General features: G+C 65.0%; 15 protein-coding genes. 5 read left to right on the top strand and 10 right to left on the bottom strand.

Features of this window, described 5'->3' with window-relative positions:
* Positions 1–191: 191 nt before the first annotated feature.
* Together NY78_RS19985 and NY78_RS19980 are read right to left on the bottom strand one after the other, a co-directional pair.
* On the bottom strand, positions 192–491 hold the full coding sequence (locus tag NY78_RS19985; protein ID WP_043640145.1) for a hypothetical protein: 300 nt from the start codon (positions 489–491) through the stop codon (positions 192–194).
* Entirely contained in the window at positions 488–1,948 is a 1,461-nt protein-coding gene (locus NY78_RS19980) for a terminase family protein (protein WP_047960311.1), read from the bottom strand. The genes NY78_RS19985 and NY78_RS19980 overlap by 4 nt, the downstream gene beginning before the upstream one ends.
* Before the next feature lie 119 nt (positions 1,949–2,067).
* On the opposite strand from NY78_RS19980, the gene NY78_RS19975 reads away from it, so the two are divergent.
* Positions 2,068–2,361, top strand: a complete 294-nt coding sequence (locus NY78_RS19975; RefSeq protein WP_053062280.1) for a hypothetical protein — start codon at positions 2,068–2,070, stop codon at positions 2,359–2,361.
* Positions 2,362–2,368: 7 nt separating this feature from the next.
* Here the strand turns inward: NY78_RS19975 and NY78_RS19970 are convergent, their stop codons facing one another.
* From NY78_RS19970 to NY78_RS19955, 4 genes are all read right to left on the bottom strand, one after another.
* Positions 2,369–2,923, bottom strand: coding sequence for a terminase small subunit (locus NY78_RS19970; RefSeq protein WP_043640142.1), 555 nt, complete (start codon positions 2,921–2,923; stop codon positions 2,369–2,371).
* 550 nt (positions 2,924–3,473) lie between these two features.
* Positions 3,474–3,740, bottom strand: coding sequence for a hypothetical protein (locus NY78_RS19965; protein WP_043640139.1), 267 nt, complete (start codon positions 3,738–3,740; stop codon positions 3,474–3,476).
* Positions 3,737–3,964: a hypothetical protein gene (locus tag NY78_RS19960; protein WP_043640138.1), complete on the bottom strand. Its 228-nt coding sequence runs from the start codon at positions 3,962–3,964 to the stop codon at positions 3,737–3,739. The genes NY78_RS19965 and NY78_RS19960 overlap by 4 nt, the downstream gene beginning before the upstream one ends.
* Positions 3,961–4,206: a hypothetical protein gene (locus NY78_RS19955; RefSeq protein ID WP_043640137.1), complete on the bottom strand. Its 246-nt coding sequence runs from the start codon at positions 4,204–4,206 to the stop codon at positions 3,961–3,963. The genes NY78_RS19960 and NY78_RS19955 overlap by 4 nt, the downstream gene beginning before the upstream one ends.
* Positions 4,207–4,361: 155 nt before the next feature.
* On the opposite strand from NY78_RS19955, the gene NY78_RS19950 reads away from it, so the two are divergent.
* Positions 4,362–4,709 (top strand): hypothetical protein, encoded by a 348-nt coding sequence (locus NY78_RS19950; RefSeq protein WP_043640136.1) that lies wholly within the window; start codon positions 4,362–4,364, stop codon positions 4,707–4,709.
* 107 nt (positions 4,710–4,816) lie between these two features.
* Positions 4,817–6,853: a PAS domain-containing sensor histidine kinase gene (locus tag NY78_RS19945; protein ID WP_043640135.1), complete on the top strand. Its 2,037-nt coding sequence runs from the start codon at positions 4,817–4,819 to the stop codon at positions 6,851–6,853.
* A 91-nt stretch (positions 6,854–6,944) separates the two neighbouring features.
* On the opposite strand, the gene NY78_RS19940 is transcribed toward NY78_RS19945, so the two are convergent.
* Together NY78_RS19940 and NY78_RS19935 are read right to left on the bottom strand one after the other, a co-directional pair.
* Entirely contained in the window at positions 6,945–8,090 is a 1,146-nt protein-coding gene (locus NY78_RS19940) for a pyridoxal phosphate-dependent aminotransferase (RefSeq protein WP_043640131.1), read from the bottom strand.
* A gap of 298 nt (positions 8,091–8,388) precedes the next feature.
* Positions 8,389–9,906 (bottom strand): dynamin family protein, encoded by a 1,518-nt coding sequence (locus tag NY78_RS19935; protein ID WP_043640130.1) that lies wholly within the window; start codon positions 9,904–9,906, stop codon positions 8,389–8,391.
* 226 nt (positions 9,907–10,132) lie between these two features.
* On the opposite strand from NY78_RS19935, the gene NY78_RS19930 reads away from it, so the two are divergent.
* A complete protein-coding gene (locus tag NY78_RS19930; protein ID WP_047960310.1) occupies positions 10,133–11,833 on the top strand; it encodes a hypothetical protein in 1,701 nt (566 codons plus the stop codon).
* Positions 11,834–11,845: 12 nt separating this feature from the next.
* Positions 11,846–12,403 carry a type I restriction enzyme HsdR N-terminal domain-containing protein gene (locus NY78_RS19925; protein ID WP_043640129.1) on the top strand — a complete coding sequence of 186 codons (558 nt, stop codon included), beginning with the start codon at positions 11,846–11,848 and terminating at the stop codon, positions 12,401–12,403.
* 18 nt (positions 12,404–12,421) lie between these two features.
* On the opposite strand, the gene NY78_RS19920 is transcribed toward NY78_RS19925, so the two are convergent.
* Complete coding sequence (locus NY78_RS19920; protein ID WP_043640127.1) at positions 12,422–12,835, bottom strand: response regulator; 414 nt, start codon at positions 12,833–12,835, stop codon at positions 12,422–12,424.
* Positions 12,836–12,900: 65 nt separating this feature from the next.
* Positions 12,901–13,242: an Hpt domain-containing protein gene (locus NY78_RS19915; RefSeq protein ID WP_043640124.1), complete on the bottom strand. Its 342-nt coding sequence runs from the start codon at positions 13,240–13,242 to the stop codon at positions 12,901–12,903.
* Positions 13,243–13,332: the final 90 nt, after the last annotated feature.

The following is a 13,332-nucleotide window of genomic DNA, read 5'->3' as shown; positions in this document are numbered from 1 at the left end:
GAGGCACTTATTGCAGCCGCCGTGCCATCCTTTTTTTCCCTTTTATAACTTGATATTAGACATACTCTCCCGGCTTTCAGGCTGCCACCGGCCTGCATAGATTCTGCCCATTGCCGGCCGCAACACAGGGGTTTGTGTATAGTTTCCATACACACAGCAGCAGGACAACATCCTGGGATAAAACACTAAAATCAGGCAAAGCCGTCCCTGTCGCCGCCATTTCCCCGGCAGGCCGGCCGCAGTGTCTCAAAAATATCCACCGGCCGGGGCCGCCGCGCCAACGCCGTGGCCCCGATGGCGGCCTCGCTCCAGGGGTCGGCCTCCTCCGGCTCCTCGGCCGCCTCCCGGGCCGGTGGCAGCGCCCGGTAGTCGAACATGGCCCGCCCGGCGCTCTCCCGGCCAAGCCGCCAGCCCACCAGCAAAAAGGCCATGGCCGCGCCCAGATGGGCCAAGACCTCCAGCCACTGCCAATCTCCTGCCTGTCCGGTCATCTGCACTCCTCCTCGGTTGGGGCCTCGGCCAGCACCGCGTCAATCAACTGCGCCGCCGGCATCCTGGCCGTTTTGGCCATGCCCGGAGCCAGAGGCCGGGCCATGCAGGCATGGCAGGCCTCGTCGTAGATGTGATCCTCCCCGGTGGTGTCGATGTCCTCGACATTGCGCCGGTCCGTGGCAAGGAGCGGAATGGTGCGGATAAAATCCTCACATGTTTCGTAGACCTGGAGCATGGGCGGCCCGTCCTCGCGCGGGCGCAGCCGCTCGTGAAACTGGCGGATCTTGATCGTACGCGAGGGGTCGCCCGGGGACAGATAGACCCCGGCCCCGGCAAACACCTCGGCCGTGCTCGGTCCCTGGCCGCCGCCGCGATAATCCGGCTTCCTGGCAAAACAGTCCGGCCCGCACAAACGGGTCACCCGTCGCCCGGCCAACCCCAACCGGGCCTCGCGCTCGACAACCCCGGCCGCAATCTGGGAATCCGTCAACCGCAGCCCCTGGTTGGGCGAGCCATTGGACCCGTACCACTCGGCAAAACGGAAAAGCCGCCCATCCGCGTCCACCCACCACCAGCCAACCGAAAACGGCGCGCCATAGCCCCAATCAAACGTCATGAAGAGCGGCGCGTCCTCCGGCACCGGCCGGGGTTTGACGACATGCAGCCGCCGCGAAAATCCGAAGGCCTGACCCATGAACACGTCCCAGTCGCCCTCCAGATAGGCCGTGCGATACGGCTCGGGCAGGGCCATAAGCCGGGCAACATAGCCCGGATCGCGCTCCATCAGGATGCGGTTGTCGGACAGCCGGCCCGGAATATAGCACCGCAGCATCCCGCCCTCGGCCGCAGGCGCCCGGCGGCATTCCCCGGGCGGGGCGAAATCCACGAACCGGGCCTTGGCAAAACCATGGCCCACGCCGCCCGGATTGGTGGCGCAGACAATGCCCGGCACCCGGTGCCGCAGCGCCGCCGGCACCTTGATGGCGCAGCGCACCCGCCCTCGCAGATAGTCGTACTGAAACTCCGTGAAACTGGTCAGTTCGTCGATCAGAAGCAAATGCAGCTCCGCCCCCTGATACCGGAACACGTCCTTTTCGCGCTGACAGCCGCAAAAGTTGAGCATGGAACCATTTTGAAACTCGAAACGCTGTTTCGAGTCCCGATACGTCCCCAACGCCTTGGGGAATTGATCCAAGGCCGGCAGGATATGGTTGCGCTCCAATTCCGACATGGTCCGCCGAAACAGATAGGCCCGCAGCCCCGGCACGCGCAGACACATGATCAAGGCCTCAAACCGCAGGGCATGGCTCTTGCCCGGCCCGGCCGCCCCGCCAAACACAATCTCGTTGGCCCGGCAGGCATGGAGCCGGGCCTGAAGCGACTGGGGCCGATATTCCAGGACCAGACGACGGTCGCTCCCCCCAGGATGTGCCGAAATATGGTCAATTTGCTGCACGCCCAGCTCCCTCTCGATCCAGACCATTTTGCAATATGCTCAAATAACACTGTTTTATTCTGGCACGAAACAGGCACCCCTCTCTCCCATCGACATCCAGCGCTCCAAAGGAGGCGACCATGCGGCCCCACCTGCTCAAATATCTCTGCATCATCGTCGCCACGGTGCTTATGGCCGTCGCCGGAACCACGCTCTCGCTGTCGCGGCCCGCGCCGACCGGCTACTCCCGATTGCTGGGCCGGCAGGCCGCCATAGCTCCGGACGCCGTCACCGACTGCCGCATGGCTGCGGCCCGCCTGCATGCCGTAAGTCCCGACACCGCCATCCCCGACGAGGCCTTCGACAGCCTGCTCCTCCAGTGCCGGCAGGCCGCCAAGTCAGACACCACCCGCCCGGCCACCGCCCGGATGTGACCCTGGCTCAACCGTCCGACAGCAATGTCGTCTGCTCATCCTCCCGAAGCGGCTCAGGAAACGGTATACAGGTCACCACCGTCAGCGGTTGCGCATGACCCAAGCCGCCCTCCTCTTCCCGGGCCTTTTCTTTCAAATGCCGGGACAGGGCCGCCAAGGCCTGGGGCTTGCTAAAAAGCTTCACCCGCACCCCCTTGCCCGGCGTCTCCACAATCTCCGACACGCAGGCCGCCTGATCCGGCGTCAACGCCTTCGACGGGTGCAACCGCACCTCGCCTTCGCCGCCCCAGGCCACAAAATCCCGCAGGTCGGCAAAGGCCAGACGGGCCAGCTCCAAGGCTACCCGGTCCTGGGTGATTTCCATCCGCCGGCTACGCTGCGCCATGGCGGCCTCTATGGCTTCGCACACCTGAGCCAGGCCCCGAAGCCGCGCCCCGACGCCCCGGGCGCTCCTTTCGCTGTACCCGGCCCGCACGGCCGCTGCTGTCGTATCCCAGTCCTGCAGATATTCTTCGACAAACCGCTGCTGCCGATCCGTCAAACGCTTGACTTGGTCCTGCATCAGGCAATCCCTTCTGTGCTGTGGGTTGAAAGTGCGCGCATTGGCGAGGCTGGGTCTGCGGCTGGAGTGGGGAGTTGACGCGGAGGGATGGGGCGGTTGCCAGGTGAGCACGCCGCAGAAAAATGCGGCCGGGCCGGTTTGCGCAAGGCTTTGCTTGTGCAAACCGGCCCGGCCGCTGGCGACTTGGGGTCTGGATTTCGGGAGCTGATCCTGGCGCGGCTTCCGCGTCGGGACCAGCTCCCGAAATCCAGACCCCATCTTCCCGCCCTTCCGCTGCCGCCGCCTCCACCGCCGCCACCCCATCCGGGGGTCCGGGGGGGTGACCTCCCCGGCGGGTGCAGGGCAGCGCCCTGCCAGGGTCCGGGACAGCGTCCCGGCAGGGTCCGGGCAGCGCCCCGGCAGGGGCCGGGGCACTGCCCCGGCCGCCGGTCCCTAGTGCAACAGGCGGGAAGGGCCGGACCAGTGCCACAGGGCGAGAATATCGGCCAGGGACAGGTGGGGATTGAGCGCGAGCAGTCGATCGAGGGACATGGTGTGTGCTCCTGTGCTGTTACGCGGCCATGTTTTCTTCGAGGATGGTGAGACGGGTGGCATGGGATTCCAGGCGTTCGGCCACGCGCTCCATTTCGCTGCGGGTGGGGTAGCCCCGGGCGAGTTCCAGGCGGCAGTCGTTCTGGGCTTTTTCGTAGGCGCGCATCCGCTCCTGGAGGCTGTCGATGGCCCGGGCCACGTCATTGACCCATTTGCGGGTGAAAAAGAGCACCATGGCCACGAGAAAGGAAACCCAGGCAGGCAGCAGCAAGGCATCAGGGGTCATGGTTTTACCTCCGGCGATGGTTGGGGTTTGGCAAGCAGCGGCAGGGCTTTTTCGGCCAGATCGATGCCGGCCTGGGACCCGATGGCGGTCAGGGCAATATCGGTAATGGCCTGGATTTCGTCCGGGGTAAGGCCCATGCTCCATTTCCGGCTGAGAGCCACGGCGGCGATGGCCAGGACGGCGGCCCAGAGTTTGCGCGAGGCGATGGGGGCGTTCCCGTTCATGCGTACCAGCTTTCGGGCATGGGTTTGGAGGAACTGACGCCGCAATAGGGACAGACATATCCGTCGCCTATGGCCATGCGGCTGATCGAGCCGGCAAAGACGGTGCCGCAGAGCGTACAGCTGCGATGCACCTTGTCCGAGACATAACATAATGTCCCATCTTCACTGAAGGTTGTGTAATTGGACAGGACCGCATTGCGCAGATCGGCCGGCATGGCCGGCAGGCCAGAGTGTGTGTTCATGTTGCACCATCCTTGTTTCCAAAAGGACCATGGAAGGCGGACATCGACCAGTCAGTCTATGTCAAAAATAAATTTCCATATCCCAAACGAGCTTTACAGGGGGGCAGCGCTTGGGCCAAGGTGCTCCAGTGACAACTCAAACCAATGGAGAATCTATGGGTGCGCGTGTGGCAGCGGTGGTTTTGGCGTTCCTGGCCTTGGCCGGGTGCGCCGGCCAGGGCGGGGGAATGGGCGGCGGGCAGCCGCCGAAGATGACGGTGTCCGATTTTTACGGTTTTTGTTCGTCGCTGCCGACGCCCAACGCCTGTCTTTCCGATCCAATCTGCAATCGGTATCGCCAGGAGTTGTCCGAGGCGCCGGCCGAGCTGTCGGCCTGTCTGGCCATGTGCCGCAAGACGAGTGACGCCCTGTATACGGACAATCTGATCAACGGCTGCGGGGGGGTGCTCGATCGGGCATCGGATCTGTGCGACCAGTTTTGCCGCCGCCACGATCCGTCCTGAACAGTACGTTTCTTTCCACCTGTTGTTGCGACAGCCTGCGGTTGGGGCTATAGACCGGGATACCTGACACGATCGAGCGAAAGCGCAGCGAACAGTATGGGAGTCCCATGGCTGACAGCAAGAAAGGAGACGCCGGCCCGGCCGATGCCCGGGAGCTCGGCAACCAGGCGTTGCTGGCCGGTTTCTGCGCCTTTGAGCAGGCCGCTCAAACGCACAGCGATCTGACCTATCGCACAGACGGCATGGACCGTCTGGAGTGGCTGTCCAAGTCCGGGGCCAGGGCGCTTGGCTACGACGATGCCGCAGGACTGCTTGGCCGCACGGCCGGCGAGGCGCTCTACCGGGCTGTCCGGGAACGCGATCCCCTGCTGGAATCCCTGACCGCCAGCCAGGGTCCGGTGTGTCTGGAAGAGCTTTTGCGCCGCGCCGACGGATCGACCATGGCCGTACGCACCCGGGCGATCCGACGGAGCGGCGCAAACGGGGGCATGGAAGCCCATGTCCTTATTCTCTCAGGTGAAATCGAGGCCCGCCTCATTCTGGCCAAGGCCCTTCGGGAGATGGAAACCATCTTTGACAATGCCCTGGTCGGCGTGCTCTTGGCCCGGAACCACCGTTGCGAAAAAATAAACGCCCGGGGAGCTGAATTGCTTGGCCGCACTGCCGGGGAACTGTACGGCGCGACCGCCGAGAGTCTCTTCCCCAGCCCCGAAAGCCACGCGCTCTTTCTCAAAACCGCCTATGAGGACCTCTGCGCCAACGGGAGACATATCGGGGAATACACCCTGCGCCGCTCGGACGGTTCCCCGCTGGTCTTGCGCGCTGCCGCCCGGATGATCAGCCCCTGCGATGCGGCCGAAGGCGTGATCTGGGCCTTTGACGACGTCACCGAGCAAAAGCGCCTGGAGCAGGAGCTTTTGGCCTCCAAGCGGGCAGCCGAAACGGCGAACACCGCCAAGACCCAGTTTTTGGCCAATATCAGCCATGAACTGCGCACGCCCTTAAACGGCATCCTGGGCATGTCCCAGCTGCTGCTTGACAAGGAAACCGATGATGAAGCCCGGGAATACCTGGGCATCATCAAACAGTCGGCCAGCACGCTGGTGCATATCGTCGGTGATTTGCTCGACTTGTCCAATGTCGAATCCGGGCGGATACGGCTGACCGAACGGGAGTTTGACCTCAAAGACGAACTCACGCCGCTTCTGCGCAATTTTGCCGCCCAGAGTCTGCTGCGTTCCTTTGAGTTCACCTACGTTTTCGATCCACTGCTGCCGACACGGGTCGTCGGCGACGCCAACCGGGCCAAACAAATTTTGATCAATCTCCTGTCCAATGCCTTCAAATACACGAAGAAAGGACATGTCGCCGTTCGCATCGGCCTGGACAAGCCGGGTCTTGACCGTCAGCCGGCCGACCAGGGCACCGGCAACACCTCCACGCGCGTGCGCCTGCTGTTGGCTGTGGAGGATACCGGCGTCGGGATTGATCCCGGGGCAACGGCCACCATTTTCGAGCCGTTTGGCATCGGCGAGAACTATCTAACCAAAAAGTACAGCGGGGCCGGCCTGGGGCTGGCTATCGCCCGCAAGCTGGCCACCATGCTTGGCGGCGACATCACCTTCTCTTCCAACCCGGGCCAGGGGAGCACGTTTTACGCCACGCTGGAATGCGGCCTGCCCGCCGCCGAGCGCCCTCCCCGGCTCCACCCCAGGCCGCCCCTGGCCGTCCCGGCCGCCCCGGCCGCCCAGGCCGCCCCACCCGGCGGGGGCCTGCGCATTCTTCTGGCCGAGGACGAGCCGGTCAACCGCATCTTCACAGTCCGCGCCCTGCAAAAGCTCGGGCACACCGTGGACAGCGCCGCGGACGGACGGGAAGCCCTGGTCATGCTGGGCCGGGCGGCCTACGATCTGGTGCTCATGGATATCCAGATGCCGCGCTTAAACGGCCTGGAGGCCACGCGGCTCATCCGGTCGGGCCAGGTCCAGGGCCTTGCCCCCACCATCCCGGTAGTGGCGCTGACAGCCTACGCCATGGATTCGGATCGGGAAAAAGGACGGGAGGCCGGCATGGACGAGTATGTGACCAAACCGTTCGAGCCGGCCGAGCTGGTGGCGGCCATGGCCCGGGCGATGGCCAAGTAGGATACTGGCCCGGTCCCGATAGCCCCGGACAGGATGATCGCATAAAAAAACCGGCCCACGGCGGTTTTTTTATTGGACACCAAACCAGGGCCTAGCCGCAGTGGCCGGCGATATAGCGGCCAAGGCGCGAAAGGCCTTCCTCGATGTTTTCCAGGGAATTGGCGTAGGAAAAACGCAGATGCCCCTCGCCGCCGGGGCCGAAGTCAATGCCCGGGGTGACGCCGACATGGGCTTTTTCCAGGATGTCATAGGCCAGGGCCAGGGAATCGGGGTGCAGGTGGTCGGTGCGCACAAAGACGTAAAAGGCCCCGGTGGGTTCGGTGCGCGGAGCCAACCCCAGCTTGGCCAGCCCGGCGAGCAAGGCCCGACGCCGGGCGTCATAGGTCTGGCGCATCGCCTCGGCTGCGGCCAGACCATCCGGCGAAAGCGCCGCCAGCCCGGCCCACTGGGACACCGAGCCGGCGCAAATGAACAGATTCTGCTGGAGCTTTTGGAGCAGCCCCATCATGGGGGCCGGGGCGATCAGGTAGCCCAGGCGCAGGCCGGTCATGGCGAACCGTTTGGAAAACCCGTTCAAGACCAGGGCGTCGTCGGAAAATTCCAGGGCGCAGCGGGCGGCTTCGCCGTAGGTCAGGCCGTGGTAGATCTCGTCGGAAATGACCGGAACGCCGGTGGCGCAGGCCGCCTCGACGGCTTCCGGGGCAATGAGCGTGCCGGTGGGGTTGGCCGGGGAATTGAGCAGGATGCCGGCGGTCCCTTCGTTGACGCTGTCCCAGACGAGCTGCGGCGTCCACTGGAAGCCGTCCTCCTCGGCCACGGGCACGTAGCGCGGGACAAGGCCGGTAAAGCGCAGAAAATTGGGATAGCAGGCATAGGCCGGGTCGGTCAGCAGGATGTGCTTTCCCGGCTTGGCCATGGCCCCGAAGGCCAGCAGCATGGCCGGGGAGGTGCCGCCGGTGACCAGCACCCGGTCCGGGGACACGGCCACGCCGTATTCCCGGGCGTGCAGGTCGCAAATGGCCTGGCGCAGTTCCGGGATGCCCAGGCTGTGGGTATAGTGGGTGCGCCCCTCGGTCACGGCCTTTCTCGCCGCCTCCTTGACGCAGTCCGGGATATCGAAATCGGGTTCGCCGATTTCGAGGTGGATGACCCGGTTGCCGGCCGCCTCGATGGCGTGGGCGCGTTCGAGGATGTCCATGACGAGAAACGAGGTGATGTCCTTGCAGGCGGGATTCATGCTTGGCCGTCCGGTTGTGGTGGGTGGAGACGGGAAGGTGTAGCGCTGCGGGCGGCTGTCGGCAAGAGCGCGAAACGACACGGCTCTTTTTGCCGGCCGCCGGTCCCTCGCTCCAAACGGCAACCGCCCGGCCGGGCAGCCCCGAGAGCTGCCCGGCCGGGCGGTTGCAGGATCGCCTCTTCAGGCCGGAAATCGCGTGTGGTGTTCGGGCCTTTCCGTTAGCGTTTGCCAAACGCCAACACTGTGCATTTATAATTTTTATTCACAAAAAACATACTTGTTTGTTGTGAACGCGGCACTAGGCCGGCTCCGGCTCCGAATGCGGCGGTTCCTGGGGATTTGGCGCCTGTTCCGCCTGCTGTTGCTGCTGCACGGCGGCGGCCGACACGCCCGAGGGATGGGCGTAGCGGTCGTTTAAGGTCTGGATGAAGCGTTCGCTGTCGGCGATGACCGAGACGAGGAGCTTTCGGTACTTGGCTCCCCAGCCGGCCGGCTCCACCCGGAAAATCGAGCGCCAGGGGGCGGTATTCTTGTAAAAGGCCCGCACCAGCCCCTCGCGGATGGGACCGTAGGGATAGCTCTTGGCCACCAGCCGGGCCACGGCCGCCGCCGACCACTTGCGCGCCAGCATGTGCAGCCAGCCCGCCCCGCCCAGACACACGGCCAGAAACGGGATGGTCCGCCAGGTTTCATCGAACACCCAGCCAAGCCAGGCCGGCGACACCCCGGCCGTGAACGGATGGCCGGTCAGCAGATACAGCGCCAAAAGCACGATCCCGATGCCGCCAAAGAGCATGGCGTCGCGCGAAAGCGTGCCCGAACGCCAGCGCATGAGCATGTGGCGCAGCTCCGGCACCCGCACGTCCTCAACTTCCCGGGCCAGCTTCTCAAGCTCCCCGACAATGCGATAGGCCCGCTCCACCCGCACCTGGTTCATGCGGGTATGAATGCTGGCCAGATCGGCGTCGCGCTTGGCCTCGAAGCGTTGGCGCAGGGCCGGGTCGGCGATGGGCACGGCGGCCGAGGGCGAATAGATGCGATAAAACTTGCCGGCCGTGAGGCCCTGCTGGGCCAGGGCGCGCTGCCACGCGCCCACGACCTCTTCAGGGTTGTCCTCACGGGCGGCAATGTCCATTTGGTTCAGGATATAAATAAACTTATTGGAGTCGCGGCGGTTGATGGTGGCCGCCACAAGATGGGTGAGGGTGTCGCGCATGGCCCCGGGTTCGGGACGGCGGGCGTCAAACAGCACCAGCACCAGATCGGACAGGTCCATGATGTGGTTGGTGATGCGCAGCGTGGCCGTGCGCTGGGCGTCGGCGTCAAACCCCGGGGAGTCGATCAGGATCAGCCCGCGCAGCTTGTCGCTGGGGCAGGTCTTGAGCCGGATATAGGAATCGATGCGGCCGCCCTCGCCGGGTTCGACCTTTTCGAGTTCCTCGCTCATCTTGTAAAAGGGGAAGCGCAGGTCGGCGTTGAGCGCCGTGCCGGGCAGCACCCGGGATTCGCCGGCGGCGTTGTAGCAGACCACCGTGAACTTGTCGTCCACGGCGTGGGAGCCGGTCTGCTGCACCGGGATGTCCAGGTAGTTGTTGATGAAGGTCGATTTGCCGGCGGAAAAGGGTCCCAGGATGGAAATGAGCGGCCACCAGGCGATCTGGGAGACCGTGGACTGATCGTGGGCAATAAGCCCCAGGCCCCGGCAGACCTTGTCGAGTTTTTTGAAACTGCCGACCGCCTCGACCAGAAGCGGGTTCTCCAGTTGCAGATGTTCCTTGAGGCTTGTCAGCCTGTCATGCAGTCTGCCGTCTTCCATGCCCCCCCCCTGCCCAAGTCGAGTGGCCTTCTCTATCAAATGATTCGGGATTCGTCGAGGCGGCAAGGCTTGCCAGGACCAAGAAACCACGGATTTCGCTCTCCCGGGGCTTGCCCAGGGCCGCGCATACCCGCTATCCCCGGGCTGCGCGGCCGCAACGCGCCGGGACGGCCCGCGCCGGACCGGCGCGCCGACCAGCCGCAACCCCAAAGGATGACGCCAGCCCATGCCCAAAAGCCCAGTCGCCGCGCCCCTCCGGACGCCGCCCGTATCGCCGGCGGCAGCGGTCTATTGGGCCTTCGCCCTGGCCCTTGTCTGGTTTTTTTATGGAGAATTTCTCTTTTCCGACCGGGTCGGCATCCTCGACTGGTCCAAGGACCTTTTTTATTTCGCCTTCCTCCACGACGCCCTGACCCGGTTCAGCCAGCTCCCGGCCTCGTTTCTGGTCATTCCCCAGCAGATCGACTGGTTTTCCACCCTGCAAGACCTGTCCTACTGGTCCAATCCCGAGGTCATAAGCCTTTCCCCCCTGCTCCCTCTGGCCGTTGTCCTGCCGTTCATGGCCTTTGTGAAAACCTATTTCGGGCTGCACCTGCTGGCGGCGGCCTGGGGGGTGCGATTTTTGGCCAGGCGGCTTGGCTGGGACACCGGACAGGCGGTCCTGCTGCTGGTCCTGTTTCTGGGCAATCCCTGGCTCGTCCAGCATCTGGCCATCGGCTATTCGCCCCAGATCAGCCTGTGCCTGGCCCCGGCCCTGGCCGCCTGTCTGGTCGGACGCCCCTGGCGCAGCCGGGATCTGGCCGGGGCCTGCCTGCTCGGGGCCGCCGTCTTCTACCAGGGCGCGCTGCACCTGTTCGTCTGGATCTGTCTGGCCGCCGGCTGCTACGCCGTCCTGCTGGCGCTTTTCACCCGCCGCCCCGCCGCCCTGGCCCGGGTCGGGGCTTTTTTTGCCGGCGTCCTCGTGCTGGTTGCCCCCAAGGTCCACGCCGTATCCGCCGTCTACGGCGGCTGGCAGCGCATCCCGGGCTACGGCTACCAGTCCCTGGCCGATGTCTGGGGGCTTTTGGCCGACGCTGATTTTCCCATGTTCCAGTTTCCCGAGACCTATTCCCACTACCGCGTGGCCTTCTACGACGGCTCCATCCTCATGGGACCGGCCTTTGCGGTCCTGGTCCTGTGGCTGGCCGGGGAGCTGGTCGTTGCCCTCTGCCGCCACGGCCGGCCGGCCGGCAACCGCTTTGGCCCGCAACTGGCCGCCCTGGTTTCGGCCGCCGTGTTCCTGCTCCTTGGCTGGGGCACGATCTGGCGCAGCCTCTGCGAGATCGTCCCGCCCCTGGCCTCGGAAATCTATCCCTTCCGGTTCCTCTTTATCGCCCTCAACTTCCTGTTCTTTTTTCTCGCCGCCCGGCTTGGTCCCTGGCCGACGGCGCGGCCGGAACAATGGCGGACCTTTGGCGTCTACGCCCTGGCCGGGCTGACCTGCCTGACCTTTTACGACCGCAACCGCCAGCTCATGCCGTCACTGACCGAACAGCCCAATTTCATCGGCCGCCTGTCCCTGGCCGATTACTACGCCGACCGCATTACGGCCTTGTGCGGCGACATCCGGCTGCCGGTTGCGGCCACGCCGACGGAGGTGGTCATCACGCCGCCCGGCGCTGTCGGAGACCGCATCGAGCTGCCCTGGTTGCCGGCTGCGGCCCTTGGCGGCTATACGCTGGACAATGCCCGGCCCGTTCCTACGACCGCTCCCCAGGCCCCGGCCGTTCTCGAAGTGACGGCGGCCTCGCGCCAAGTGATCGTGCGGGCCAGGACCTACCACCGGGGCATCCTGTTGCCGGCGGCCGGCCTGCTCTTTGCCGCCCTGATTCTGGCCCTTGGCCGGCTGGCGCGTCGCCGGCCCGGGCTGTTTTCCCAAACGCCCTGACGGAGGCATCCCATGCACGAGGAATCCCTGGGCAACGTGATCCGCGATTATCTGACCGGCGAGGAACTGGTGGAGACATCCTACGAGGAACTTCGCCAGGGTCTGGCCCGAATGCTGGTAGAGGAGCGCGGCTACCCCCGGGAGCGCCTGACGCCCAAGGTCGGGGTCTGCTTTCCCGCCGACGGGAGCACCTACACCCGCATGGTGGATCTGGCGGCCACCGACGAGGCCGGACGCACCCTGCTTTTTGTCATCTTCTGCTCCGGGGAGCCCGGGTCCTACGTGCGCGAATCCCTGGCCGCCGCCCGGGTCTACGACCAGGGGCCGGTGCCGCTGGTGCTGGTCACCGACACCCGCGACGCCGTGCTGCTGGCCGTGGCCGACGGTCGGGAAATCGGACGGGGGATGCGGGCCGTGCCGCGCTATGCCGACCTGCCTGGTCTGGCCGGGCCGATCGCGCCGCTTTCCGACGAGGCGCTTGACCGGGAACGGCGCATCCTTTTCGCCTACAGCGAGATGCTTTCCGGCGGCTGTTGCCAGGGGGCCTGCCGGCCCAAGGCCAGGCCGTAACGGCGGCGGTGGGGAGGCTCAGTTGGGCAGGGGGAGTTCCGCGAGTCCGAGCTTGACCAGTTCGGCCAGCAGGGTTTCGCGGCGCAGGGGCTTTGGCAGATAGGCGTCGGCCCGGCCATGGAAAAAGGACTCGCTGACGTTTTGGGTGTCGGTCAGAACCGAGATCATGATGAGTTTGAAGGGAGCGACAGCGCCTTCGCGGCTGTCTTCGATGCGGCGCAAGGCCTGGACCACTTCATTGCCGTCCATGATGCCCGGCAGCAAAATATCCATGAAGACGGCGGCAAAGGGCCGGCCCTCCTCCATGGCGGCCTCAAAAGCCGATACGGCTTCCAGGCCGTTGGCGGCGGTGATGCACTCGGCATGGGCGGAAAGAAAGGTCCGCAAGAAAAGGATGATGCTCTCATCGTCGTCAACGATCAGAAAACGCATCGCAGCTCCAAAGTCGGCAGGAAAATGCAGGGTTGGCCGTATCCGTTGTCCCCACTACGATGTTTTCAGGCCCCGGGCAAGAGCGGTGCATCCGTGAAGGCCACATCCAGGCCGGAAAAATAGCCGGTCAGTTCACCGAGCAGGCGACTGGCCAGTTCCACCTCGCCCCTGGCGACGGCGGCTTCGAGATCGCCGGCAATGGCGGCGGCGGCCGGCAGCTCATAGGTGCCGGCCGCGCCTTTGGCGCTGTGGGCCAGCCGGCCGGCGGTTGCGACATCGCCGATCTCCAGAGCATCGGCCAGGGCAGTGAGATGCTCACGCTGTATCGCCAAAAACTGCGGATAAATCGGAGCCAGGACGCGGCTGACGCAAACAACAACGCTCGTGGGCGGCAGACTGTCAGGCATGGACATCTCCCCGGCATTGCCGGCTTGACGGCGCGGGACGGGCCATTTAGGTTGCCCCCGTGCGCCCGTGGCTCAGCTGGATAGAGCATC

The organism is Desulfovibrio sp. TomC, assembly GCF_000801335.2.
Taxonomy (GTDB): domain Bacteria; phylum Desulfobacterota; class Desulfovibrionia; order Desulfovibrionales; family Desulfovibrionaceae; genus Solidesulfovibrio.
The sequence above is the reverse complement of the archived record's forward strand: the minus strand, read 5'-3'. Positions and strand labels throughout refer to the sequence as shown.

Excerpts from the sequence above, each read along its gene's own strand:
- NY78_RS19970 (WP_043640142.1), bottom strand. The coding sequence starts at position 2,923 with ATGCAGGACCAAGTCAAGCGTTTGACGGATCGGCAGCAGCGGTTTGTC.
- NY78_RS19960 (WP_043640138.1), bottom strand. The coding sequence starts at position 3,964 with ATGAACGGGAACGCCCCCATCGCCTCGCGCAAACTCTGGGCCGCCGTC.
- NY78_RS19920 (WP_043640127.1), bottom strand. The coding sequence starts at position 12,835 with ATGCGTTTTCTGATCGTTGACGACGATGAGAGCATCATCCTTTTCTTG.
- NY78_RS19950 (WP_043640136.1), top strand. The coding sequence starts at position 4,362 with ATGGGTGCGCGTGTGGCAGCGGTGGTTTTGGCGTTCCTGGCCTTGGCC.
- NY78_RS19930 (WP_047960310.1), top strand. The coding sequence starts at position 10,133 with ATGCCCAAAAGCCCAGTCGCCGCGCCCCTCCGGACGCCGCCCGTATCG.
- NY78_RS19940 (WP_043640131.1), bottom strand. The coding sequence starts at position 8,090 with ATGAATCCCGCCTGCAAGGACATCACCTCGTTTCTCGTCATGGACATC.
- NY78_RS19915 (WP_043640124.1), bottom strand. The coding sequence starts at position 13,242 with ATGCCTGACAGTCTGCCGCCCACGAGCGTTGTTGTTTGCGTCAGCCGC.
- NY78_RS19945 (WP_043640135.1), top strand. The coding sequence starts at position 4,817 with ATGGCTGACAGCAAGAAAGGAGACGCCGGCCCGGCCGATGCCCGGGAG.
- NY78_RS19955 (WP_043640137.1), bottom strand. The coding sequence starts at position 4,206 with ATGAACACACACTCTGGCCTGCCGGCCATGCCGGCCGATCTGCGCAAT.
- NY78_RS19925 (WP_043640129.1), top strand. The coding sequence starts at position 11,846 with ATGCACGAGGAATCCCTGGGCAACGTGATCCGCGATTATCTGACCGGC.
- NY78_RS19935 (WP_043640130.1), bottom strand. The coding sequence starts at position 9,906 with ATGGAAGACGGCAGACTGCATGACAGGCTGACAAGCCTCAAGGAACAT.
- NY78_RS19975 (WP_053062280.1), top strand. The coding sequence starts at position 2,068 with ATGCGGCCCCACCTGCTCAAATATCTCTGCATCATCGTCGCCACGGTG.
- NY78_RS19985 (WP_043640145.1), bottom strand. The coding sequence starts at position 491 with ATGACCGGACAGGCAGGAGATTGGCAGTGGCTGGAGGTCTTGGCCCAT.
- NY78_RS19965 (WP_043640139.1), bottom strand. The coding sequence starts at position 3,740 with ATGACCCCTGATGCCTTGCTGCTGCCTGCCTGGGTTTCCTTTCTCGTG.